Here is a 24,097-nt window from a genome sequence, read left to right on the forward strand (position 1 = left end):
GGGTTGCGCTTCAACCTGATTGCAGCGATCATCAACTTTGAGCTTGCGCTCTCTGCTTGATTCATGCAAGAACTCTAATCTGTAGGGGTGGGTCTTGTGCCTACCCTGACGGAGATGGAGGGCAACCACAAGGGATTGCCCCTACAAATTCTCATTCCCAGATTCAGGAATGCCCAGATTGATTACTTCTGCTTGTTCTTAGCCTGACGACGTTTGAGGTAGCCCATCCCTAAACTTGCGCCTAGCATTCCTAGCATGGTGGTCGGTTCTGGCACAGCGGCACTGTCACCGCCCACAATCATCTCTCCACCCGTGGCATCAGAGATTAGAGCCGAAATATCGCGCACCCGGATATCTGCACCGCTAGCAATATCAGTTGCATCAACCGTGCCCTTCAGGTCTTCGCGAATGTACTGTTCCAAAGCAGATTGGTAGGTCACACCGCCGAGAGTAAACTTCCGGCTATCAGAGATGCCTGCTAGGGTTGCAAAGTTGTCACCGCCATTGGCTGTGAAGTTAATGGTTGCCAAATCAAATAATGCTTGATTTGGATCAACTAAGAAACCGCCTTGCGCGACATCGTACAAGAATTGCCCGGTGCGATCGTTATTTGGGTCTAGCAAGATACTGATGATTCGAGCGCCATCTTGAGTGATTGCACCTGCGGCAGTGACGACTTGAGCAGCTTTGGTTACGTCATACACCACCTCCAAGCCCGATAGCTGGAGAAACTGACCGCCACCACCCACACCAGGAGCCGTTTGGCTAGAAACTGCCCGTTCTAGAATAGGCAACAGTTCGCCGCCCGTGAGGTCTTTGACGACGGAAACAAAATTGGAGAACGGCAGCACATCAAAGGTGTCAAATTCAGAGATGGTGTCGCCTGGAGCAAATCGGCGATCGTTGCGAATTCCCCCACCATTTTGAATCCCTACCAAAATCTTGGCAGGATCAAGCCCGATCGCCGGTGCGCCATCTTGAGCCGCATCTCGAATCGCATCGGCAATCAAACTGCCAAATAGGGTACTTTTAGCGCGGACTTCCGTTCGCACACTATTCAATGGAACATTGGTCACCCCAACAGGCGTTTGTCTCAGGTCACCCACAAAAGTATTCACCGGATTTTGTACCTGGTTGACCAAATCGGGACGACCCGTTAACCCATCCAAAGTGGCATTACGTTTAGGACCACTGCCCGGTTCTAGAATGCTGGAAATCTTGCCATTGGCAAAATCCAACTGCAAATTTCCCAGGTACTTATATTCTCCATCTGTGGAAACGATGACTAATGGCGCAACTCCCGCTGGCAAAGCCGCCAAACTGCTAACTTGTTGACCCGTTTCAGCGTTATAGATTAACGGATAGGAAGGCACGGCTGTTTCACCTGCTAAAGGCAAAAGGGGATCGTCAGGATTGGCTAACCGAGTGTCGCTACCCGCTGCCACAATCACATCCACATCTTTCAGTTTGCCAGCCAAGCTTTTTTCTTCGTTGATGTCTTGCAGGTGGGAAACCAGCACTACTTTGTCAATGCCTTGAGCCGTCAGCTTATCAACTTCTGCCTGAACGGTGCTGACCAAGACACTGAAGCCCGGTGTTGTGGATAGATCACCGAGCGTACCAATGTTGCCAGGACTAGAAATGGAGCGCAGTAGAGGAGTTGTCACCCCCACAACCCCAATTTTCTCTTCTACACCATTCACTACTTTGGTAACGATGGTGCTGGGCTGGATCAGTCCTTTCAAGGGGCTGCTATCGGGAATCAGCAGGTTGGATGAAACGAAGGGACGGAAGCCGGTGCCATCGCCGTCTGGGTCAATGAAGCGGGCTAATACATCGGGTCCAAAGTCGAATTCGTGGTTGCCAATGCCGCCTACATCAATGTTGAATAATTCCAACGCTTTTGCATCATAGAACTGCTGTCCCGCAGGCAGACGCAAACTCGCTTCAAATTGAGGTCCTGCCAAAAAGTTATCTCCAGCCGTGACCAATAGGTCAAAGTCAGTAGTGCTAGCGTTCCGTTGGCGATCGATCAGATTGGCAAACAGACTGACACCGCTGTAATCAAAGCTTGGGGTTGTTGCAGTGCCGGGAGCAGTACGGTTTAGCAGCGAAGATTCGCCATCGCTAAAATGCAGCAAATTGAGCGTAAACGCCTGAGCCACATTGGGAACAAGTGCGCCTGTGAACGTTAAGGTAGCAGCCAGTAAGCAGTGATGCAAACGAGACAGGTGTTTGGTTTCGGAGAGTTTTTGAAACATGATCAATAGCATTGGGAGAAGGAGGACTGAAAACAGCAGAGGCACAATCGTAAAAGGACTGGTTCGCCTGCTGGTCTGTAAATCTACGGATACACCTACTGAATTTAGCGATCGCAGGTTAAGGCAACGCAAACAACAGGTAAGCAATTCCAAATTCATCTAGAACTTCACGTAATCTTTATAAATAGGATTGATACACTCGCCGCCCAACGCTCTCCTTTTTGGGGGACTTTAACCCGGTTCAATGAGAGAATGGAACAAGGTTAAGGACAGAGCTAGTATGGTCAGTCAAGTGAAGGCAGTTTCAGGACGGGCAATTCCTTTAACAGGGAATGATATTGACACCGATCGCATTATTCCGGCGCGGTTTTTGCGCTGTGTCACCTTTGATGGATTGGGGCAGAATGTTTTTGCCGACGATCGCACTCAGCGAACCGGACAGCATCCGTTTGATTTGCCGCAGTATCAGGAAGCCAAGATATTAGTCGTCAACGGTAACTTTGGCTGTGGCTCCTCGCGGGAACATGCGCCCCAAGCGATCGCCAAGTGGGGCATCAAGGCGATCGTGGGTGAAAGCTTTGCTGAGATATTTTTTGGAAACTGCTTAGCGATGGGGATTCCCTGCGTTACAGCAACAGTAGAGGTAGTGAAAAAACTACAGGATGCGATCGCCACCGATCCCCAAGGCACTATCACTTTAGATTTAGAAACCAATCAGGTAGCTTGGGGTGATTTCTCGGCACCCATCACGATGAATGAAGGCGCTCGTTCCATGCTGGTGTCGGGTACTTGGGATGCCTGTGGACAGTTAGTGGCGCAAGCGGATCAAATTCGGGCGATCGCTGTCCAATTGCCCTATATCCAGTGGAGTCGCTAGATAAAGGAGTGGTCGGGTGTAGAGGATAACTAAGAAGCAAAAATTACTTGAGAAGATTTTAGCCGGATCAAAAAATGTCCAGTTCGGTGAAATGGTAGTTTTAGTGGAAGCGTTTGGATTCCGGTTATCCAGAGTTAATGGCAGTCATTATATTTTTGACCATCCGGAGATTCCTAACCTAGTGAACCTTCAGAACAAGAAAGGACAGGCAAACCCCTATCAAGTTCGTCAATTTTTGGCTTTGGTTGAGCAATATAATCTCAAATTCAAGGAAATTGGAGACGAACCATGAAGGGGTATCACATCAATGTGTTTTATAGCGAAGAGGATGAAGGCTACATTGCAGATATTCCCGATCTGAAGTTTTGCTCTGCCTTTGGCGAAACTCCAGAAGATGCGGTGCGTGAGCTTGGACTAGCGAAAGCCGCATGGATTGAAGCAGCCACAGCAGCAGGCAAGCCTATTCCTGAACCCAGGTATCGCCCGTTGATTTACCAGCTTTCACTGTAAGCAAATAACGCGGGAGATTGAGACGAATCCTAAACAAAATTGTCTGCGATCGCTGCGTAAACATCAGGCTGACATTTAACGGTGGTCTGACTTGCAATCAAAAGGAATGACAAAAGGTGAGGGAAAATTTCTTTTAAAGCTTTGACTGGATTTGCAGAAGCTGATTGCCGTTTTTCTGAAATTCGTAAAGCACGGTCTGAACGATCGCGGCATAGCCCTGTTGAGTCAGTTCGTTTTGCAAAATGGGCAGATAGGGAGACGGTTCACCAGAAACTTTGAGTAAGGGAAAAATGCGGACTTCCTGAGCAACGCGGCACATTTCGGCGATCGCGGCTCGGTGAAACTCCAACGATAACTGATCAGAATAGGTGAATAGCAGATGGGAGCAGAGGGCTAAATCAAAAGTTTTATCTGGAAAGGGCAGCGTTGGCAATGCCGCAAAGCAATACCGTCCGGCAGTGAACCCAGTTGGAAAGTCGGCTAGAAATTGCTGCATTGCTGCCATCCGCACATTACCGAGTTGAGTAGGATCGGCAATGTTTTGCCATCGATAGCTCTCTAGATTGGCGGCAACTCCGCTCATGATCACGGGATAAGTTTCGTCAATGCGTTGAGCAATTTCGGCAGCGGAGAACTGATAAATCGGATCGCAGGAAATCACAGAATCCCCTTGCTTGGTCATCTCAGCGTTAAAACTGGCAGGACCACCCCCGCAATCAATCATGTGGCGCTGCAAATCTGCTGACGTGAGCGCAAACATCTCTTGATATTCAGCGAGCGATCGCCCCCAGGGAACGACCTGTTCAAGCATGAGTCCCATCTTGTTTTGCGGTTGTATTTGTGGCGTTGCTGATTGCAGCTATGATTTCCCTCATCCCCAACCCTTCTCCCCAAGGAGAAGGGAGCTAGAAATCTTATTCCCTCGCCCGTTGGGAGAGGGCTAGGGTGAGGGCAAATTTAGGCGTTCATAGATCAATTCAGCAACGCCGTATTTGTTTACCAATGCTGCATTTTTGCAGCGATGAAGTGATGGATCAACGCCTTATCACCGTTTTGCGATTGGCGGCTGAATAACACTATAGTTATCCAGGATCACCCCGGACAAGTCATTTTCGCTGGTTTCACCCATTGATCAAACTCATCACCTGTGACAAATCCCAGTTGGAGCGCAGCTTCTCGGAGGCTGATGTTTTCCCGATAGGCAAGCAGCGAGATTTTGGCGGCTTTTTCGTAGCCGATGTGGGGATTGAGCGCGGTTACCAGCATGAGGGAATTGTCGAGATGATCTTGAATGCGCGGCTGGTTGGGTTCTATGCCTACAGCGCAATGGTCATTAAACGAGCGACAGCCATCTGCTAAAAGCTGAATTGATTCCAGCACATTGTGCAGCATCACTGGTTTATAGACATTTAGCTGAAAATTGCCCTGAGAACCTGCAAACGCGACGGCGTGATCATTGCCAAACACCTGTACCGCCACCATGGTCAGCGCCTCGCACTGAGTCGGGTTAATTTTCCCCGGCATAATCGAGGAACCCGGCTCATTTTCAGGAATATTGATTTCGCCGATGCCTGCCCGTGGTCCAGAGGCATACCAGCGGACATCGTTGGCGATTTTCATTACCGCTCCTGCTAAGGTTCGCAGAGCCGCGCTGACGTTGACCATGGCATCGTGGGCAGAGAGTGCGGCAAATTTGTTAGGAGCAGAGACAAACGGTTTGCCTGTTTCGATCGCGATTTTTTGAGCAGCCAGATCGCCAAATTGAGGATGGGCGTTAATGCCCGTGCCTACCGCAGTACCACCGATCGCCAGTTCGTAAATTCCAGGAATTGCCCGTTGAATTGTGGCGATCGCCTCATCCAGTTGCGCCACCCAGCTTGAGATTGCCTGCCCCAGGGTAATCGGCGTGGCATCTTGCAAATGAGTTCGCCCCACCATCACAATAGCTTGGTAAGCTTCCGCCTTTGCCGCCAGCGTGTCTCGTAAAATCGTGACAGCAGGGATTAATACCGCTTCTAGTTGTTCTACCGTAGCAATATGCATCGCCGTCGGAAACGTATCATTGGATGACTGGCAGCGGTTGACATGATCATTGGGATGGACGGGGTGTTTAGAGCCAATTACGCCGCCCACAAGCTGAATTGCCCGATTCGCGATCACCTCGTTGGCATTCATGTTGGACTGGGTGCCCGATCCCGTTTGAAATACGACCAAAGGAAATTCCTGATCCCACTGTCCCGCAATCACTTCATCCGCTGCACGAACAATCAACTCCACCGTTTCAGCAGGCAATAAGCCCAGTTCACCATTGGCGATCGCCGCTGCCTTTTTCAAAATCCCCAATGCCCGAATCACCGATCGCCCCCACTGAAACCGCCCCACCCCAATTGGAAAATGATGCCGCGATCGCTCTGTTTGGGCACCCCACAGCCGCTCAGTCGGAACCTGCACCACTCCCAAACTATCGCTCTCCTGCCTTGTCGGGATCTGCGGGATCTGATTCACGTCACTCAAATTCACCCAACTCCTCCTTTATCAGCCCATGTCGTGATCAAAAATACTGCCACCGTTGCGATCGCCAAGACTTCCTGAAGCAAATTGCCTACCAACGACCCGACCATCAATCCAAGCGCCGCTTTGAAGGAAGCAAGTAAATTCTTGGTGTACAAATACTCTCCCACGACTGCGCCAATCGCGGAGCCAAAAATGATACCGATAAACGGGCCCAAAGGACCGCCGATGGGTAAGGTCGGCAAAAAACCAAACAGCCCTAACACTAGCCCGACTATTGCCCCAATTTGCCCCCATTTACTCGCGCCTGCCTGCTTTGCGCCGATGTAGCCAGCCAAAAAATCAATGCCAATGCCCAAAATTAACACCACGACTGCCACAATCAGGGCAGTTACGCCACTGGTAAAGTTTGTGGCAAACGCCCAAATAAATGCCGCGATCGCAATCAAACTAATGCCAGGAATCGCTGGAACAATGGCACCAATAATGCCAATAAACATGACGAAAACGAGAGTCCAATAGAGATAAAGCATGGGAACAGGGGGTAAGGGGGCAGGAAAGGGCGAATGTCGAAGGAAAGTTTTGAGTTTTGAGTTTTGAGTTTTGAGTTTTATTTACATAGCGTTGATCTAGGAGATGTATTAAATTCGCCATTCGCCGTTCGTCATTCGGAACTCGTCGTTTGACTTAGGGTGTAGGCTAGCTTATCGGCGATCGCGCTGATCCACTGTTCGTCTTGACGGGTGTAGCTGCGGGGCGCGTTGGCACCCAAAATCAGTGCGCCTTTTTCGCCCATCGGCTGACAGATTACGCCTTGAGTATTTTCTGGCAGGTAATCAAACTCAATTTTGCCAGGATAAACTGCTAATGCGACTAAATAAATGGGTTTCTGTTTATCTAAAACGCGCTGGAGGATGACTCCCGGTTTGATCACGGCTTGTTCTGGCAAAATGCCTCGTCGCAATAATGTTTTGCCGTCGTGCCAGACGATCAGCGATCGCGTCACGGTATTGGTGAGCAGCAGATGGGATGCCCAGGCAAGTTCGGTTTGCAGCGTTTCTGGTAAGGTGCGATCGAGGTCAAATACTTCAGTGCCCACTAATTGCACACTATCGGGCGATCGCGGTTGCACTCGTTGCCAAATCAGTCCAGTCAAAATCAGCACGGCGCAGACTATAATCCCTACGACATCCGATCGCGCTTGAGTCGGAGTCAAACTCTCAGTCAGCAAACGGTTGACTAACAACAGAGTTCCCGCTAAGCCGCCTACGGCAAATGGAATTAACCTTACTATCGAATTTGGATCAGATTTTGCCATTTCACCCTTTAAAAGGCGCTATATTCAGAAGCTTTAATATACTTAACCTGATGTGCAACTAAAGTCAGCCCTCATCCCCCAGCCCCTTCTCCCAAGGCAGGAGAAGGGGAGCAAGAACGGTTCAAAGTCCCTCTCCCGCTCTGGGAGAGGGATTTAGGGTGAGGGGGGTTGGGATAGTCGCACATCGCGTTACTTATTCTGCAATCTACTCTAGCAAGTTCAGTCGCGCCCGTTGAGGGAAGATAACCGTGTTTGATACGTTTAGTTCGGCTTTAATTTCGGTGTGGCTGTCTATGTCAGGAATGCCGCAGTCGCTTAGTTCTGCGGTGGATGTGCTGCAAACTACTCCCTGGTTGGTTAATGCCGTTAGTGCGGATAATACGACCAATGCTCTGTTACAGCAATATTTGAGAGAATTAGCAGTCGCAGGCTTGCCGATCGCGGCTCAGGGCGTATGGTTGCAATCTGGACCCATCGTGCTATCTAGCAATCAAGGAGCAACACCCCTGCCAGCCGCCTCGCTAACAAAAGTTGCTACAACTCTCGTGGCTTTGGAAACCTGGGGAGCCGAGCATCGCTTTGAAACGGTGATTGGCACGACGGGAGCGGTGCAGCAGGGTGTGGTGAATGGAGACTTAGTGATTCAGGGTAGCGGCGATCCGCTGTTTGTCTGGGAGCAGGCGTTTGCGGTGGGCAATGCGTTAAACAAACTGGGGATTACTAAAGTCACAGGTAATCTGGTGATTGCGGGCAACTTTCAAATGAATTTTGAGGTAATGCCAGACAAGGCGGGAGAATTGTTAAAACAAGGGTTGAATGCTAGCGATTGGTCGGAAGACGCGATCGCCCAATATCAAAGCCTCCCCCCCGGTACACCCCGTCCCCAACTTGAAATTGCCGGGGCGGTGCGCGTTATCCCAGCCAGTTCGTTGCCGCAAACTCAAGAAGTGCTGCGTCATCAGTCTTTACCCTTGGCGCAAATTTTGAAGCTGATGAATGTGTATAGCAACAATGTGATTTCGCAAACCTTGGCAGATTTGGCAGGGGGCGCGGCGGTGGTTGCCCAAAAAGCGGCGGCACTGTCGGGCGCTCCGGCTCAAGAAGTTTTGCTAGTCAATGGGTCTGGGTTGGGCGTTGAAAACCGGATTTCTCCACGGGCTGTATATGCGATGCTGTCGGCGGTGCAGCGCTATGCACTCGCCCACAATTTGACGATCGCCGATTTGTTTCCGATCGCTGGCAAGGATCAGGGCACCATTCAAGATCGCTCGATTCCGGGGGGATCGGTGGTCAAAACTGGGACTTTGAATGATGTCAGCAGTTTGGCGGGAGTGTTGCCCACCCGCGATCGCGGCTTGATTTGGTTTGTGATCATGAATCGAGGCAGCGATGTAGAAGGCTTGCGCGTTCAGCAAGATCAATTTTTGCAAAGCTTAACTCAACAATGGGGAGCGGTGACGACAGTGCCAATCGCGATCGCCCCCCGTCGCCCGATTGATCCAGCTAGTGCGTTGTCAAATCTGAGCGATCGTAACGAAGTCTTACTAGCGCCATAAGATAAAAGCAAGCAGGCAAAGGACAATTCACAAATTATCTGGATCAATTCCTCGCTGCTGCATCCGAGTTCGCAAGTTTTGCAGAGCTTGGTTAGCCTGTTGCACCTCTTGTTCTGCCTGAATTGCCCGTTGCTCAACTTGTTCAACTTGTTGTTCTGCTTGGGATACCTGTTCATCGGGGCTGGGATAGCGATCGCCCGTCTGATCAAACCAAAACAACCAATCTCGCTCCCAGCCTTTATAAACCCCTGTGGCGACCCCAATGCCCAGTTGCAGTTCTGGTATCCAAAATTGCTCCTGCGATCGCAACACAAACTCATCCTCCACCCGTTGATAGACTTCAAAGGGAGCATGGTTGTCTCGCTTGGCGTGGTCTGGGTTGTAAATGACGGTGTAGAGCGCGCCTAGGTCGAGGTATTTCTCCATTTTGCTGTCATATTCGCCGCCATAGGTTTGGGAAACCACCTCCACGACCACTATCGGAGCAGTCCAGTGTTCTTCCCACATGACGTAGCTTCGCCGTCCACTGGGGCGAGAACGACGCTCCACGCCAAGGCTCAAAAAGCCATCTGGCACAATCGCTTTACGCGGAAAAGTCGGCAGATAATAAATTCCCATATCTACGCCAAAGAACCAGTCTTGGCGATCGCGCCAAATGACAGCCAAAATCGCCAAAAGCAAATTGGGCACTAGATTCTGGAGTTCATTATCCACAGGCGTATCGTTAGAGTCGGGAAGTTCTGCCGCAGTGGGCAGCGGCGGTAGGGGAATAGAAAGTTCTACGAGCATGGGTTCCTCGCAACAGATGGACTCATTCTATCAAAGGGCACTCTATTTGAAATTTCTGGTGTATACCCTAATTAGGGCTGGCGATCTCGCACCAAATCGTGGCGGGACAAGGCGGCACATCCCTTATAACCAGTTGCCGATCAGGATATAAGGTGCCCAAAGTTTCGGGGCATGTAAATCATAGTCGGTCGGGTTTTGGAGTAGGGCAACCTGGGCGCGTCGCAGTGCTTCTGCTTTGGTAATCGACTCCTTGGGATTACTCAACTGCTGATAAAACTCTGCCATCAATAATGATGTAGATTCATCATTTACATTGGTCAAGGATGCCAAGGTGCTTCTGGCTCCAGAACGAACCGCAAATCCGGCTAATCCTAAGGTGGCACGATTATCATTTTTGGCAGTTTGGCAGGCGCTAAAGACCAGCAGTTCGATCGCTTCGGGACGGGTAGCATCGCGGCTCCGCAATAAAGTATCAAACTGAGAAACGTTGATCGGTCCATCGGCTGCCACAATGAACGTGTCTTTGGCATTAGAGCTAAATTGACCATGGGTTGCCAAATGCACCACATTAAACGGGGCGGCATTAATGTTGCCTTCTAGAGTAGTACGAGTGAAGTTCTGCTCTAGAAGGGGCGTAGTCAAGAAGCCGAGTTTGGTGATAGAGGCGATTTCATTCTCTACATACGGTAATTTGATGAATCCAAGCGATTTGGGAGGGTTGCTCAACCCGGCAGCAAGCACTCTCAGGGGTTCTCGCTTGATGGGTTGGGGGTCGAGTAGCTGCAAACCGGGACTAATAGCAATGCCGTAGCGCTCGACAAGATATTGCTGTCCATCCCATAACGCCGCCATGGGTACTTGACGCAGGCGATCGTCCAACACAAAAACCAAAGTTTCCACTTTTGCGGCACTGTTGGCGGTATCAGGGGTCGCTTTCGTTTTGGTAGATTCTGCTAGGGCGATCGCGGATTGGATATCTTGCTCCATTGGCTTGATCAGCCAGTCATAGACTTTGCGGGTTGCAGCTTGAAAGGGTTGCAGTTGAGTGAGTCCGTCATCTAAAGTGCTGATAATCTGGTCAATTGTGACATCGAAGTCTTTTGCGTCAACTAAGGGATAGAGTTTGAGGGGCTGATTTGGAATTTTAGCAATGACTTGGATTTTTACCGTTGATGTCAACGGATCTTTCAGCACGATTGGATAAATAATCGTCGTTGTGGGGTTCTGTTTATCCACGATGTCATCTAGCACAACCCGTTGACCTTCTAGGCAGGCTTCGCGAAAGAAATTATCCAGTTCTGCAAGCTGAAGTGATTCAATTCGCTGACGGGCTTTTTCCAAATAATCGGCGTTGGTTTTTTTTTCAGCTTCGGTGGTGGGTTCCGTTTTAGCCTCAGACAGCAGCAGTTCTACAGATTGGCGATAGATTGGCTCCACGCTGTCTCGAAAGTTAAATTGCACATCGGGATTGACCGAGACAAGATCGCCTCGCAGCGATCGCAAATTAACGATTGCCGCATCATAAGCCGCGATCGCGTCTTTCACATTGCCCGTTTGTTTGAGCAACCGCCCCAGTTGCCACTGCCAGCGATAGGCAATATCCCAGGTATTGGTTGCCTGTGCTAGAACTAGTGCTTTTTGAGTCACGTCCCTGGCATACTCCAACTGCTGCGTTTGGGCGCTTACGTTGGTGGGTGCGAGTTGAGCCGCTGCTTTTTCATAGGCAGTGCCCAAAGTGCCTAAGCTATAGGATTCTGCCCGTTTATCGCCGAGGCTGCGAGATTGCGCGATCGCTTGTTGGAGAGTCGTTTTTAGCAGGGGAGATAGCGCTAAAGTCGATGCAGTGCGGCTAGGCACAGGGGGAAAAGGCTGATTTTCGGCGAGAGACTGTTGGTTCGCAAAGTTGAGCAGGGTTTGGGCGAAGTTGATGCGGGCATAAATGGCGGCACGGCTAGCTGGCAGTTGCTCCAATTGGGCGGGCAGTTGCGTCAGGAGTCGCTGGATGCGATCGCCCGATTGACTAGCAGCTAGTGTGGCAGATTGCTGGCTAATCAGTAAGCTCAGTTGATTGAGTTGGGCTTGAATTCGCAAGAGTGGCACGGTTGCAAGGCTGGCGGCGCGTTCATAGTAGGCGATCGCATCCGCTGGATAGGATTTAGCATCTTTTTGGGCACGGGCGGAATTGCCTAAACTCAGCAGAGCAGCAGCAATTTGATTGGGCGCATTCACTGCTTCGGCAACCTCTAAGCTTTGCTCTAGCACAGTGTGCGACTGCTCCAAACTGCCACCCACTTGCAGCGCATCCCCCAAATTTCTTAAGGCGATCGCTTTTTGACGAGAGTTGGGCTGGGCTTGCAGGGTCGCATTCAGGGTGTTCAATCGATCTAGGCTGCGGCGATAAAACCCCAGCGATCGCAATGCCTGAGCTTGATTCATCTGGGATTGAATCGCTCCTTCGGTATCCTTTGCTTTCCGAAACAGCGATTCTGCTTTTTGCCAGGTCGCTAGGGCTGGCTCCATTTCACCCCTGTTGAGTTGCAGTTTTCCCTGGACTTCTAAGGCTTGGGCAAGCACGGGGATTGCTGGAGACGCATTGGTCAATGGTTGGAGCAGGCTGAGGCTGGCAGCGATCGCGGCGGTGGCAGAATCCCATGCGCCAAGCTGTTGATGAACTAGGGAAAGATTGGCTAGAGCGGCGGCTTGTTGCAATGGGTTACCCTGCGCTTGGTAACGTTTCACTGCTTGCTCTAGTTCATCTGCGGCTTGTTGATATTGCCCCGCTTCAAATAGGGTTTTACCGTGCTGCTCGGGTTCAGTTTGGGCGATTGGATTTGAAGCGGTATGAGTTGCCGGAATTTTTGCCATCACAGGCGCTAATCCGGGGGAAAGGGCAGCAGATAAAAGAGCGATCGCGGTTGCCAATCCAATCAACATTATTGCTTTAATGCTGGACTTGAGCCATTTTTTTAGCCGACGATCGCGACTTGATTTTTTCCAAGGTTTCATAGCTTTCCCATCCCTTAATTTTTCCAACTCTCTCGCCTCTCGCCCCTTGCCCCATCTCCTACGGAGACGCTACGCGAACGCCTCTCGCCTTCCCTTTTTCCTTAAAACAACGTATAAACCACCGAAAAGTAAATGCCTTTTTCTTGTAAGGTTTCTTTTTGAGAATTCACTTTGATTAATGGAAATCCAAATTCCATGCGGGCGGTTAAGTTATTGCTGACTTGCAGCCGCAGCCCAAATCCCGCAGAAACTAAGGCGCTGGGATCGGGATTGGGAGAGTCGCCGTTGTTCCATCCTTGCCCATAGTCGATGAAGGGCGTGAACTGTAATAGGGCTTGCTGTTTGGGCAGGCGCAGAATCGGAATTCGCACTTCGGCAGATCCGAAAGCTCCGTTATCGGTCAACAGTAAATCTTGGCGATAGCCCCGGACGCTGAGTTGACCGCCTACGCCAAATTGTTCAATGGGTAGGAGGGGGCGATCGCCGAACTGTAAATCACCGCGCACAATCAGCAGCGTGTCAGGAGCGAGCAATCGCACCCATTGAGCCTGCCCTCTCCAGGTAAAAAACCGGGTATCGGGTGGCTCAACATTGACCGTGGAACCCAATGCACTCACCCCCACGTTAAACTGCGATCGCAGCGCAAACACCGATTGGCTGCTGCGCTTGGTATATTCCTGAAAAAAGCGCACCACCGATTCTGTAGTCCGTCCTTCGGGATCGGCACCCGGACTCGGAAAGGGAATATCGCCCAACAGTTGAGTGCGAGTGCTGCGGCGACCCAGTGTTAACCCAAGCGCCAGTTCTTGAGTCGGCGTTTCAATCAAGGGATGCCGACCCGTTAATTCAAAATAGTTTGAAGCAGATTTGATTTCTAAAACATCAAAGGGCGCTTCGATTACTTCGCTATTGGAAAATCCGGCACTGAAGCTTAGGGTTGTGTTGCGTGGGCTAACAGGTATGGTATAGCTAGAGTCTACGGCGGTGCTGCCACTGGTTTTAGTAAACGATACACTGAGCGCATCTCCAAAACCCAGTAGATTTCGTTCTAAACCTGCGGCTTGTCCCCGAACACTCCCCACGCTGGGCACCCGCGCATTATCCACGGTGAAAGTTGCCGAGGCGGATTTTGCTTCCGTCACTTTCACTTCCAGTAAGCTGGTGCCGGGACGAGATCCCGCTGATAGTTCTGCTGAGAGATTGCCGATCAGCGGATTGAGTTGCAGCAGTTGCAGCGCTTCTAACAAGCGATCGCGGTTTAAGGGTGTTTGGGTCGCAAGCCCAATCCGGCTGGAAACATATCCCGGATTTAACTGTTTCGTGCCCGTCACCCGAATCTCTTCTAAGCTGCCTTCCACAACCCGAATTTCGATCGCGCCGCTTTGCATCTTTTGCGGTGGAATATAGGCTCCAGAAGTTAAATAGCCGCGATCAGTATAGAGCTTGGTCACTGCCGATCGCGCTTGAAAGATTTCTGTTAAGGAAAGGGTGCGTCCTGTGGGTGGGATAGCTCCAATCTCTTTGGCGATCGCTTCCGTCAACTCTCTATCAGAGAAAACCGTACTGCCAATCACCATAAACTTCGTCACCTGAATCGTTTCGGGCGCATCCACCGGCAATTGCTCCGGTGAGGAAGGCGTAGTTAAGGAAGGGGGCAAAAGCTGATCGGGGGATGGAATTGGCTCAATTCTAGGGATGGGCAGCGGATCTAAGGAGGGCGGCTGATTTCCCCGTGGATCGGGGGCAGGCAATTGAGCGATCGCGGTGGAACAAAACGACATCAACACGAGCAAACCGAACAAACCAAGGGGGGCATTCAATAACTTGGTATTCACAGTTTCCGATCATCTCCTCACAAAGGGGCTAAAGGGTAGGGCAAGTTCCCGGCAACAGCCAAGGAATGTGCAGTTCAGGGGTAGAGGCTTGAGCAACGAGAACTACGTTACCATCGGAATCCACTGTCCACCCCTGTGCCTCAACAATTTCAAACGAAGGGTGACGATTTTTGGGGGCAGACGGAACCGGTTTAGCAGGGGTGAAGGTTGACTGCAACGGCTGGGGGCTGTCTTCGCTGAAAGGGGGCAGATCTTCGGTTGGGCTGGCTGCATTCAGATCGGGTGATGCGGCGTAACTCGTCGTTTCGGTTGAGTTTTGCTGTAAGGCTGTGGTTGAGCGATCGCCAGTCTGGTTCTTTTCCGGCTCGTTCTTTTCCGGCTCGTTCTTTTCTGGCACGACCACCCAGTTCGCTACCACAGATTCATCCGCCAAGGTTTCCACGGGGCTACTCGGCAAACCGCCCCGCCCCGTGCTGACCAATCGACCTAAAGACAACTTCCCTCTAGAATCGCAGCCTTCAGCAATCAGGTTGGTGACATCCGTTAGGCGACCCGCCAAGGCGACAGTGCCTCGTTCTGGGTCAATATCTAAAACACTCAGTTCCACGGTGCCGTTTAACCCAAATCGAGAACTCGCATCAATGTCGTTGGTGGCAGATACATCGGCTCGGCGGGCAATATCAGTCAGTTTGTACGCCAGGATGGAAATGCTGCCACCATCGCCTGTAAAGGCATTCGCCCGAATGTTGCTGTTGCCAATCGGTTTGCCGGAGACGATAAAAGCGCGATCGAGTCCAAAGCGAAACGTGCTGCCTGTGATCAACACATTGCCGCCATTGCCTCCTGCTTGATCCGTGCCTGCCTCCGTGGAAATGTTGCTGGTGTTATTCAAGATTAAAACGCCCACCTGAAGCTGAATGTTGCCTCCTTGTCCTGATTTTGTAATGGCTGAAATTCGAGCGCCTCGATTCAGGTAGACTCCCAAACCCGTAATAAAAATATCCCCAGCCGTTCCGCTACCCGCATTGTCTACGCTAATTCTGGCTCCGTTTTGCAGTTCGAGGACTTTTGCCCCAATCACAATGCCCCCGGCTGCTTGATCAATTCCGGGTGCAACTGCGCTAAAAATGCCGCTGCGGTTGCCGTCAATTGTGATGCGATCGCTAGCAATTGCCAAAATTAATCCCGCATCGCCATTGCCAAACGTTGAAGTCGTCAAGCTGGACGATGCATCAATCAAAATGGAACTCGCACCCAAAATCACGCCGCCTGCGCTGCCGTTTGCCGTGGGAAGAACAATACTGCCGATCGCGCTGCCATTGGTAATCGTAATGCTGTCTTGAGCCACTGCCAGCACTGCTCCCGCGTTGCCACTTCCCGCAGTACTGGCATTGAGTACCGAGCCATTGGATAGCAGAATCGACCCCGCAGCAATAAACACCGATCCCACAATGGGCTTGCCTGCTCGTCCTAGCACCGCATCAAACACGTTCCCAGCAAAACCATTCGCGCCAAACTTGCCGCTGCCGCCTTCATCAATTACGCTAAAAAGCCCCGACCCATTCAGGATAGACACGGTGCCCGGTGCCCTTAAAAAGACTACGCCCCCATCGCCCACTCCCCCCGATCGCACAATGCTTTGCAACGTCGATTGGTTGCTGACCTCAATCGAGTCTGAGGCAAATAAATAAATATCCCCTGCATTTCCGGCTCCAGCGGTTTCAGCAAACAGGCGGCTGCTATTCGTGACGGTAATCGTTTTTGCTTGAATGGAAATGTCGCCACTTTCGGTATCTCTGGCACTGGTACTGATAATGCCGCTATTAATCAAAACATCTGCCCGCTGCATACTTCTGGGGATAGCAAAGCCAAATTCAGCAGGGTTCTCTAAATTTAAGCCCACTGTTCCAGAACCCGCGATCGCGGCAATTTCAACCTGTCCTCCTTGGGCAGACAATCTTCCATTCGTCTGGGTGAAATCACCGCCCAAAAATAGCAGTCGCTGATTGGGAAATACATTAAGCTGGCTGCCATTCACCGCGATCGCGCCGGGTCGGGTTTGCCCCACCAAAAAACCGCTCGGATCGCCGACCAGGGTCAGTAAGCTGTCGGCTCCACCGGGAGTGCGAGCATTAAACTGGCGAGTGGGATCATTGCCCCAAACTAACGAATCTGTAGTGGTGGCAACAAAGCTGCCTCGTCCCCCAGTGCCGCCAATATCCAGCTTGGCATTGGAGCCAAAGATAATTCCTTGGGGATTAATTAGAAATAAATTAACGTTTGTGCTTTGGGTCTGAATTAAACCATCAATGAGGGAAGCGTTGCCCCCAGTCACTCGCGATAAAATATTGCGAATAGTGCCCCCGCTCTGAAAGACTGCCGACTCGCCGTTGCTCAGGTTAAAGCGATTAAAGCTATGAAATAGATTGTTGCCGACCGTTTGCCCCAGCGCTTCCTGGATAATGTAGGCATTGGGATAGAGCGCCGGTAAGTTTGGCTGAGCAGGATTATTAAGTGTGCCATTTGGCGTAATCGGAATGGCTACCGCAGGGGTGCCTAGGGTGCCGTCGGTGACGATATTTTGGGCAGCGGCAGGAGAGATTCCCCCCAAAAAAGCGCTGGTTTGACTGAGTAGAAAACTTCCCGCGATCGCGACTCCTGTTGTAAAGGGCGATCGCAGCAATGCCCGTATCTCGCTGTAGAGTGCAACCATTGCTTTTGATAATTAATTATTATTTTTAAGCTAATCAAAAAATCTCATGCTTCAACGATTTAAGCAAGATGTTTCTTTTTTGTTAACGGAATTTGCGTCTTAGCGAATTTGGGGTTAGGCAAGATTGTCGTCAGTCTGGCGAAAAGGCAGTTGGCAAGTCGAGAGTGGCTGGTTTGAGAGCGATCGCCCTAAGTGAGCGTTTTATGCCTATTTATATTTCATAATCTTTTCATTATCCTAGAGGTATGGTACTTTTTTAAAGTGAAAGGATTATGAAACAAGGATATGAAGCGCAAGTTTAGCTGTGTTTGGCAATCTGTCGTTATCCAAAGTTCTTTCACTGTGGCGTTAGGGCTGCTCGGTTTCTGGCTGGGCGGATGTTCTCCTCAAACTGCGCCATCCCAACAGAATACAGCCGCTAACTCCCAGCTAACTCCCAGTCCACAGGATCAAAAAAAGGTGGTTTTGACAACCTTCACCGTATTAGCGGATATGGCAAAAAACGTGGCGGGAGACAAGGCGATCGTCGAATCCATTACCAAACCGGGTGCAGAAATTCATGGCTATGAAATCACGCCAAGGGACTTGGAACGGGGACAACAGGCTGATCTGATTCTGGAAAATGGCTTAAATCTTGAACGTTGGGCAACCCGGTTTTATAACAGTTTGCCTAAAGTTCCCCATACGACTCTCAGTGAAGGATTCCAGCCTGTCAATATTGCTGAGGATGCCTATCAAGGCAAGCCTAATCCTCATGCTTGGATGTCTCCCAAAAATGCTTTAGTCTACGTCGAAAATATTCGTAAAGCTTTAGGCACTCTCGATCCGGTAAATGCTGCGACCTATGATGCGAATGCCAAAGCGTATAGTCAAAAAATTCGGGCGATCGATGAAAAACTAAAGCAAGCTATTTCAGCTATTCCTGCTGATAAACGCTACATCGTTAGTTGTGAAGGTGCATTCTCCTATCTTGCGCGTGATTATGGTTTGAAAGAAGTTTATATTTGGGCAGTCAATGCCGAACAGCAAGCGACTCCTAAACAAGTGGAGCGGGTGATTAATACGGTCAAAGCGAACCAGATCCCCGCAGTATTTTGTGAAAGTACCGTTAGCAATGAGGCACAGCTTCAAGTAGCAAAGGAAACTGGCGCGAAATTTGCCGGTATATTTTATGTCGATTCTTTGTCTCCTCCTAATGGCGCAGCACCGACCTATCTCAAGTTGCTGGAATACAACATCAATACTTTGATAAAAGGATTACAAGATAATTAGAGAAGCCCTATGAATGAGATCAGCATTGACATTGAGAATGTGACGGTTGCTTATCATGGCAAAGTGGCGTTGCATAGCGCCTCACTGCAACTCAAAGCGGGAACCATTTGTGGGTTAGTGGGAATGAATGGGGCAGGAAAATCGACTTTGTTCAAAGCCATTATGGGATTTGTCAAACCTGCTAGCGGAAAAATTTCAATTAATGGATTGTCGATCCGCCAAGTACAAAAAAACAATCTAGTCGCCTATGTGCCTCAGTCGGAGGAAGTAGACTGGAACTTTCCGGTGAGCGTTCACGATGTCGTGATGATGGGGCGCTATGGCTACATGAATTTGCTACGAATTCCCCGATCGCCCGATAAACAAGCAGTGAAAGAGGCATTAGAGCGGGTGGAAATGTGGCAAATGTGCGATCGCCAAATTGGGGAACTTTCCGGCGGACAAAAGAAACGCACCTTTTTTGCCCGAACCTTGGCGCAACAGGGAACTGTTTTGCTGTTAGATGAGCCATTTGCTGGAGTCGATATCAAAACCGAAAAAATGATGATCGACTTATTGATCGACCTTCGGCAAGCCGGACATACAATTTTGATCTCAACTCACGACCTAGCCTCTATCACGACCTTTTGTGATCAGGTGGTGCTGATCAATCGCAGCATCCTTGCCTATGGCGATACCTCTGAGGTGTTCACTGAAGAAAATCTTTCTCGTGCCTTTGGCGGCTCAGTTGGCGATTTTTCTTCTGCCAAAAGTCGAGCGACTCAACGTCATCAAGAGGAGCAGTCATGGACTTAATTCAATGGTTCGCGGCTCCATTACAACACGAATTTATGGTCAAGGCGATTTTAGTGAGTGCTTTGGTGGGGCTAGTGTGTTCTGCCCTATCTTGCTATATGACATTGAAGGGATGGGCATTGATGGGCGATGCGGTTTCCCATGCGGTGCTGCCGGGAGTGGTGATTGCCTATATTCTGAATATTCCTTTTGCGATCGGTGCATTTGTGTTTGGTGTAGGGTCTGTGATTGCGATCGGCTTTATCAAATCCAAAACTCGCGTTAAAGAAGACACGGTAATTGGCTTAGTATTCACTGGTTTTTTTGCGTTTGGGATTGTGCTAATTTCTAAGACTACAAGCACTGTTGATTTAACTCACATTTTGTTTGGCAATGTTTTAGGGATTTCGGATTCCGACATTATTCAAACCATCATCATTAGTGTGATTACTCTAGTGACGTTGGCAGTTTTACGAAAAGATTTAATCTTGTTTTGTTTTGATTCTACTCATGCGCGATCCATTGGCATAAACATTGGCTTTCTCTACTATGTTCTATTGTCGTTGCTATCGCTAACTGCGGTTGCTGGACTTCAAACTGTCGGTATTATTTTAGTCGTCGCCATGTTGGTGACTCCAGGGGCAACGGCATATTTGTTAAGCGATCGCTTTGATCACATGGTGCTAATCGCCATGGCTTCAGGTGTATTTTCTAGCGTCATGGGAACTTATATCAGCTATCACATTGATGGCTCAACAGGCGGCTGCATTGTGGTACTACAAACACTGCTATTTGTAATCGCCATGATTTTTGCACCAAAACATGGATTGCTCATCCGCTCCAAGAATCAGTTAACTGAATCCTGATCAGCATTTTAGAAAATTTCAATCCTCGATAATCTGAAACCAATTAGATGTGATACTGAGCAATTTTTTATCTGTTTCTTACTTCTCTACAGTGAATTTTAGAACTTCTCCTTTTCCAGTTCGAGTAATCTTTGGGATGCAAATTCATCGGCTGAGCTTTCTAGCTTAAAAGGTAAATCTTGATTGATTGCTTCCATTTCTTGCTGTTCCATTTCATTCACTTCGCCAATGTAAGTTCTAAAGATTTGGGCAAGGCGGGGATGATAGAAGCGATGCAGGCTGTAGTTGGGCGTTGCGGGAAAACCTCGCCGTTTTTTGTGTCGTCCACCTGCCCCAGGATCAAACGTTTGAATGCCATGATGAATTGCCCATTCAATTGGCGTGTAGTAGCACGCATCAAAATGGAGACAGTCAATATCATCGGATGAACCCCAATAGCGCCCATAGAGTTGGGTGCCTTTGGTTAAGCAAAAAGACATGCCTACCGGATTGTGGGGATCATATTCGGGATAAGCAGCGACAAAAACAACGCGATGGGCATAGTTAGGATAAAGCTGTTCAAAAAACTTTTTTGTCAGATATTTGCTGCCCCACCAGCCAAACTTGTCACAGGTATCGCCATAGTAGGCATACATGAGAGAAAACAAGGATTCTGGAATCTCGTCTCCGTTCCAAGTTTTTAGCACCAGTCCTGCTTTTTCAACGGCTTTGCGTTCTCGTTTGATGTTCCGCCGCTGGTTGGCATTAAACCCGGTTAAGTAGTCTTCAAAGGTTTGATAGCCTTGATTTTGCCAAATAAAACTGTGGTGTAGCCAGGTGTTGAATCCGTGACGCTCCATTAACCGTTTCCACTCAGGATCGGCATATAGGAAGTGGCAACCAGAGATGTTATTGCGATCGCAAAAGTGATCGATCGCGTTAATCATCAGCGCGGTTAACTCGTCTTCGTTTTCTCCAGGTGCAATCAAAAACCGATAGCCTTCGGCTGGCGTAAATGGCGACATCCCCAGCAACTTGGGATAGTATTCAATGCCTAAACGCCCCGCCAACTCTGCCCATTGCTGATCAAACACAAACTCACCGTAGCTATGCCCTTTCACGTAGAGAGGCGCGATCGCAACGAGGCTGCGTTGGGGCAAATTATCGGTCGAATGCTCACGCCAGATCGTTAAGTGATTCGGTAACCAGCCAGTGCGGGCAGTGGTGCTACCAGAGGTTTCCATATTGTTCAGCCATTCCCATTCAAAGAATGGAGTTTTGAGAGGCATTGCTAGGGCATCCCAATCAGCTTGTGGAATGTCTGCAATACGATTAACCCAAGTCACGGAGTAGTGGGGCTTTAGCGATTCGAGCATTGCTCACATGGTTAAACTTCATACAGCGTAATACATCTGGCTCAATGTGGGGAAAGATGAGTGGCGAGTTTTGAGTTTTGAGTTTTGAGTTTTGAGTTTTGAGTTGTTTGCTTCCCTCTTCTTCTATGCCCTCTTCCTATTGCCTATTGCCCGTTGCCTCTTTTGATTCGGTAATGTAGGAAGACTTCTTGATCGATGGTTTGCGCGGTGATTAGCTCTAGGCGAGGGGCGATCGCTTCTAGAAAGCCTTTCCCTTCAACTAAGGTTGGGGCAGTTCGTCCGCCTAAAATGAGTGGGCAAACGGTGATTCTCAACTCATCAACACATTCTGCGGTGAGTAGTCCAGCAATCAGTTCACCGCCACCCAATGCTGCAATGCGATCGCAGCCTAGAGTTGCCAAAGTTTGAAAGGCGGCGACCCAATCTATTGCACTAGATTCTGTTGCATCTGATTCTGTGACGATAATGCGTTCAAAGCTCTCGTGATCAGTCCATGGTTGGGCACCGATCTCGGTTGTCAGAAGCCAGCGTGGAATCGGTTGCCGAAAAAATGCAAGTTGAGGATCAAGGGTTCCAGAAGCAGAACAAACAATATGAATCGGCTGAGGAGATTTATTTTGGGCTTGGCGCTGCTGAAGTAAGTCAGGATGAGAAATGCGGAGCGTTGTGCCATAGGCTCGTAAAGTGCCAGCACCAAAAAGAACGGCATCCACTTGAGCAATTTGGGTTTCCAGGTGCTGTTTATCGGCAGGAGAGCCAAACCGAGCCGGAGAATGGTGGCGATCGGCAATTTTGCCATCTAAGCTAATCGCCAAAACTACAGTAATAAAAGGACGTGGATGAACCATGAGGCTAGCTGCGATCGTGTTGAGGCGTGCAAACGGCAAAAAAAGCAACTTGGGCAGCAGCTTGTTCGGCAGCTTTAATCGATCGTCCGCTTCCTTCCCCAAGACACTGATCTTGCAGCCAAACTTCTGTCGTAAAGCAGTGAGGTAAGGTTGATATATCGGACTCAGTTAGCCGATAGGTGGGTAGCAATTTGTAGTGGGCTTGAGTCCACTCCTGCAAAGCCGCTTTATAGTTTTGCAAGGCAGGATCGGTGCGAATTTCATCGATTAATGGAACTAACTGAACATCAAGCCAGGGACGGATCAGCGAGAAATTGTGTGTGCTGAGATACAAAGCACCCAAAATAGCTTCAAACGATTCTGCTAACCGCGATTCTTCCCCTAATTTATCGTGATAAGCACTGTTGCTCACTAAAAGATAGCGAGATAGCCCATAGCCAGCCGCCAGTCGAGCTAAAATGCGATCGCTCACCAAAATAGACCGAACTGCTGCAAACTCACCCACGGGCAGAGTGGAATAACTTTCGAGCAAAAACTCAGCCACTGCTAAGCGAATCACCGCATCTCCAACAAACTCTAGCTGCTCGTAGTTGGCGGTTGCCGAGATTGTGGGATGGGTTAAGGCTAAATCCAGCAAATACCAATTGATGGGTGCCGTGTTGGATAATCCTAGTTTTTTTGCTAGGTTTTCTAAATCTTTTTGGCGAGGGGGATACTGAATGACCATCCTATTAGCCTAGCAGTTCTCTAGGCACTCTGAGGCAACTTGTTGAACTCTGTTAAAGTGCCTGAACGGGTTGACCGCTCCGCTTGAGTAGGAGGATAGACTTTAATTGGCTGTAGCGTTTGTCCATCTAAAATGACGATCGACGATGCTGCCTTGCTTGGATTTTCAGAATTAAAGCGATCGCTCAACCCCAAATAGCGATTTTGCGATCGCACGGCTGCGATGGTTTGTGGCAACACCCCCGCGAGTAATCCCATAATTTCATCAGGAATTTGAGACACCACTTCACCCGTAAAAAATTCTTCAAATCCCAAAAATAGCTTCTCTGCTCGTTGAACTGGATCGGGATGAAACACAATTTTTTGAAGCCAGCGAACCCACTGGATTCTGCGACTGTAAGCCCGTTGGCGATCGCTGGGATTGGTGACTTCAACCAGTTCTGGAGCGCCGATCGCAATAATGAATGAATAGTCAGGCGCCGTGAGGCAGGCGATCGCGGCACCCGGTCCCGCAAACTCAGCATAATGAGGTTTGCAGAGAATTAGCCCACCCCGTTTTTTTTCTCCAACAGCAAGTAGGCGACGAAATGGAAGTACGACCTCCAAGGCGTTGGAATTGATACGCTGAGAAATACTACTATCCACGGAGTTATGCTGCAATGTTGCAGAGCGCAAGAACCGAATAGAATCGCACTCCTATTCCTTGCCCTCATCCTAAACATGCCCGTAAAGCCAAACTCACTTCCTTGGATAACTTTGTAGAATCTATACATTCAAACAAGTTTTCTAAAAAGTTGAGCAAGTTTTATAGCAACAGATGAATAGATTAGGACATAAAGATCCTTAAGAAATAAAGAATAACGGACGGTGGTTGTTTTGA

At 49.4% G+C, this 24,097-nt stretch carries 20 protein-coding genes; 7 read left to right on the forward strand and 13 right to left on the reverse strand.

Features of this window, described 5'->3' with window-relative positions; translation table 11 throughout:
* Positions 1 to 182: 182 nt before the first annotated feature.
* The gene (locus AB3R30_RS21360; protein WP_458651230.1) at positions 183 to 2,261 is read right to left on the reverse strand and encodes a 5'-nucleotidase C-terminal domain-containing protein; all 2,079 of its coding nucleotides are present in this window, start codon (positions 2,259 to 2,261) and stop codon (positions 183 to 185) included.
* Between the two features lie 280 nt (positions 2,262 to 2,541).
* Here AB3R30_RS21360 and leuD point away from each other — a divergent pair, with 280 nt between their 5' ends.
* The 3 genes from leuD to AB3R30_RS21375 all read left to right on the forward strand — a co-directional run bounded on the left by leuD (position 2,542) and on the right by AB3R30_RS21375 (position 3,648).
* Positions 2,542 to 3,138 carry a 3-isopropylmalate dehydratase small subunit gene (gene leuD / locus AB3R30_RS21365; RefSeq protein ID WP_458651231.1) on the forward strand — a complete coding sequence of 199 codons (597 nt, stop codon included), beginning with the start codon at positions 2,542 to 2,544 and terminating at the stop codon, positions 3,136 to 3,138.
* 91 nt (positions 3,139 to 3,229) lie between these two features.
* A complete protein-coding gene (locus AB3R30_RS21370; protein ID WP_458651232.1) occupies positions 3,230 to 3,430 on the forward strand; it encodes a type II toxin-antitoxin system HicA family toxin in 201 nt (66 codons plus the stop codon).
* Positions 3,427 to 3,648: a type II toxin-antitoxin system HicB family antitoxin gene (locus AB3R30_RS21375; RefSeq protein WP_458651233.1), complete on the forward strand. Its 222-nt coding sequence runs from the start codon at positions 3,427 to 3,429 to the stop codon at positions 3,646 to 3,648. The genes AB3R30_RS21370 and AB3R30_RS21375 overlap by 4 nt, the downstream gene beginning before the upstream one ends.
* Positions 3,649 to 3,781: 133 nt before the next feature.
* Here the strand turns inward: AB3R30_RS21375 and AB3R30_RS21380 are convergent, their stop codons facing one another.
* The 4 genes from AB3R30_RS21380 to AB3R30_RS21395 all read right to left on the reverse strand — a co-directional run bounded on the left by AB3R30_RS21380 (position 3,782) and on the right by AB3R30_RS21395 (position 7,477).
* Positions 3,782 to 4,459: an SAM-dependent methyltransferase gene (locus tag AB3R30_RS21380; protein WP_458651234.1), complete on the reverse strand. Its 678-nt coding sequence runs from the start codon at positions 4,457 to 4,459 to the stop codon at positions 3,782 to 3,784.
* Positions 4,460 to 4,740: 281 nt separating this feature from the next.
* The gene (fumC, locus tag AB3R30_RS21385) at positions 4,741 to 6,168 is read right to left on the reverse strand and encodes a class II fumarate hydratase (RefSeq protein ID WP_458651235.1); all 1,428 of its coding nucleotides are present in this window, start codon (positions 6,166 to 6,168) and stop codon (positions 4,741 to 4,743) included.
* The gene (locus AB3R30_RS21390) at positions 6,165 to 6,692 is read right to left on the reverse strand and encodes a DUF456 domain-containing protein (protein WP_458651236.1); all 528 of its coding nucleotides are present in this window, start codon (positions 6,690 to 6,692) and stop codon (positions 6,165 to 6,167) included. Before AB3R30_RS21390 ends, fumC begins: the two co-directional genes overlap by 4 nt.
* A 131-nt stretch (positions 6,693 to 6,823) precedes the next feature.
* The gene (locus AB3R30_RS21395) at positions 6,824 to 7,477 is read right to left on the reverse strand and encodes a cofactor assembly of complex C subunit B (protein WP_458651237.1); all 654 of its coding nucleotides are present in this window, start codon (positions 7,475 to 7,477) and stop codon (positions 6,824 to 6,826) included.
* Positions 7,478 to 7,725: 248 nt separating this feature from the next.
* Here AB3R30_RS21395 and AB3R30_RS21400 point away from each other — a divergent pair, with 248 nt between their 5' ends.
* Positions 7,726 to 9,033: a D-alanyl-D-alanine carboxypeptidase gene (locus AB3R30_RS21400; RefSeq protein ID WP_458651238.1), complete on the forward strand. Its 1,308-nt coding sequence runs from the start codon at positions 7,726 to 7,728 to the stop codon at positions 9,031 to 9,033.
* Between the two features lie 27 nt (positions 9,034 to 9,060).
* On the opposite strand, the gene AB3R30_RS21405 is transcribed toward AB3R30_RS21400, so the two are convergent.
* The 4 genes from AB3R30_RS21405 to AB3R30_RS21420 all read right to left on the reverse strand — a co-directional run bounded on the left by AB3R30_RS21405 (position 9,061) and on the right by AB3R30_RS21420 (position 17,376).
* Positions 9,061 to 9,822 carry a Uma2 family endonuclease gene (locus tag AB3R30_RS21405; RefSeq protein WP_458651239.1) on the reverse strand — a complete coding sequence of 254 codons (762 nt, stop codon included), beginning with the start codon at positions 9,820 to 9,822 and terminating at the stop codon, positions 9,061 to 9,063.
* Positions 9,823 to 9,945: 123 nt separating this feature from the next.
* A complete protein-coding gene (locus AB3R30_RS21410) occupies positions 9,946 to 12,828 on the reverse strand; it encodes a CHAT domain-containing protein (RefSeq protein ID WP_458651240.1) in 2,883 nt (960 codons plus the stop codon).
* A gap of 101 nt (positions 12,829 to 12,929) precedes the next feature.
* Positions 12,930 to 14,663, reverse strand: a complete 1,734-nt coding sequence (locus AB3R30_RS21415; RefSeq protein WP_458651241.1) for a ShlB/FhaC/HecB family hemolysin secretion/activation protein — start codon at positions 14,661 to 14,663, stop codon at positions 12,930 to 12,932.
* Positions 14,664 to 14,691: 28 nt separating this feature from the next.
* Positions 14,692 to 17,376, reverse strand: a complete 2,685-nt coding sequence (locus tag AB3R30_RS21420) for a two-partner secretion domain-containing protein (protein WP_458651242.1) — start codon at positions 17,374 to 17,376, stop codon at positions 14,692 to 14,694.
* A gap of 285 nt (positions 17,377 to 17,661) precedes the next feature.
* Here AB3R30_RS21420 and AB3R30_RS21425 point away from each other — a divergent pair, with 285 nt between their 5' ends.
* The 3 genes from AB3R30_RS21425 to AB3R30_RS21435 are packed head-to-tail and all read left to right on the forward strand — an operon-like array spanning position 17,662 to position 20,288.
* Positions 17,662 to 18,648: a metal ABC transporter substrate-binding protein gene (locus AB3R30_RS21425; protein ID WP_458651243.1), complete on the forward strand. Its 987-nt coding sequence runs from the start codon at positions 17,662 to 17,664 to the stop codon at positions 18,646 to 18,648.
* A gap of 9 nt (positions 18,649 to 18,657) precedes the next feature.
* Positions 18,658 to 19,443: a metal ABC transporter ATP-binding protein gene (locus AB3R30_RS21430; protein ID WP_458651244.1), complete on the forward strand. Its 786-nt coding sequence runs from the start codon at positions 18,658 to 18,660 to the stop codon at positions 19,441 to 19,443.
* Positions 19,434 to 20,288 (forward strand): metal ABC transporter permease, encoded by an 855-nt coding sequence (locus tag AB3R30_RS21435; RefSeq protein ID WP_458651245.1) that lies wholly within the window; start codon positions 19,434 to 19,436, stop codon positions 20,286 to 20,288. Before AB3R30_RS21430 ends, AB3R30_RS21435 begins: the two co-directional genes overlap by 10 nt.
* A gap of 98 nt (positions 20,289 to 20,386) precedes the next feature.
* On the opposite strand, the gene AB3R30_RS21440 is transcribed toward AB3R30_RS21435, so the two are convergent.
* From AB3R30_RS21440 to AB3R30_RS21455, 4 genes are all read right to left on the reverse strand, one after another.
* Positions 20,387 to 21,643: a GNAT family N-acetyltransferase gene (locus AB3R30_RS21440; RefSeq protein WP_458651246.1), complete on the reverse strand. Its 1,257-nt coding sequence runs from the start codon at positions 21,641 to 21,643 to the stop codon at positions 20,387 to 20,389.
* A 143-nt stretch (positions 21,644 to 21,786) separates the two neighbouring features.
* On the reverse strand, positions 21,787 to 22,530 hold the full coding sequence (locus AB3R30_RS21445; protein WP_458651247.1) for a RibD family protein: 744 nt from the start codon (positions 22,528 to 22,530) through the stop codon (positions 21,787 to 21,789).
* Positions 22,496 to 23,218, reverse strand: a complete 723-nt coding sequence (gene rnc / locus AB3R30_RS21450) for a ribonuclease III (RefSeq protein ID WP_458651248.1) — start codon at positions 23,216 to 23,218, stop codon at positions 22,496 to 22,498. The genes AB3R30_RS21445 and rnc overlap by 35 nt, the downstream gene beginning before the upstream one ends.
* A 20-nt stretch (positions 23,219 to 23,238) precedes the next feature.
* The gene (locus tag AB3R30_RS21455) at positions 23,239 to 23,862 is read right to left on the reverse strand and encodes a hypothetical protein (RefSeq protein ID WP_458651249.1); all 624 of its coding nucleotides are present in this window, start codon (positions 23,860 to 23,862) and stop codon (positions 23,239 to 23,241) included.
* Between the last annotated feature and the right edge of the window lie 235 nt (positions 23,863 to 24,097).

Source organism: Sivoneniella epilithica UHCC 1019 (assembly GCF_040830845.1).
Classification (GTDB): domain Bacteria; phylum Cyanobacteriota; class Cyanobacteriia; order Leptolyngbyales; family Leptolyngbyaceae; genus ULC077BIN1.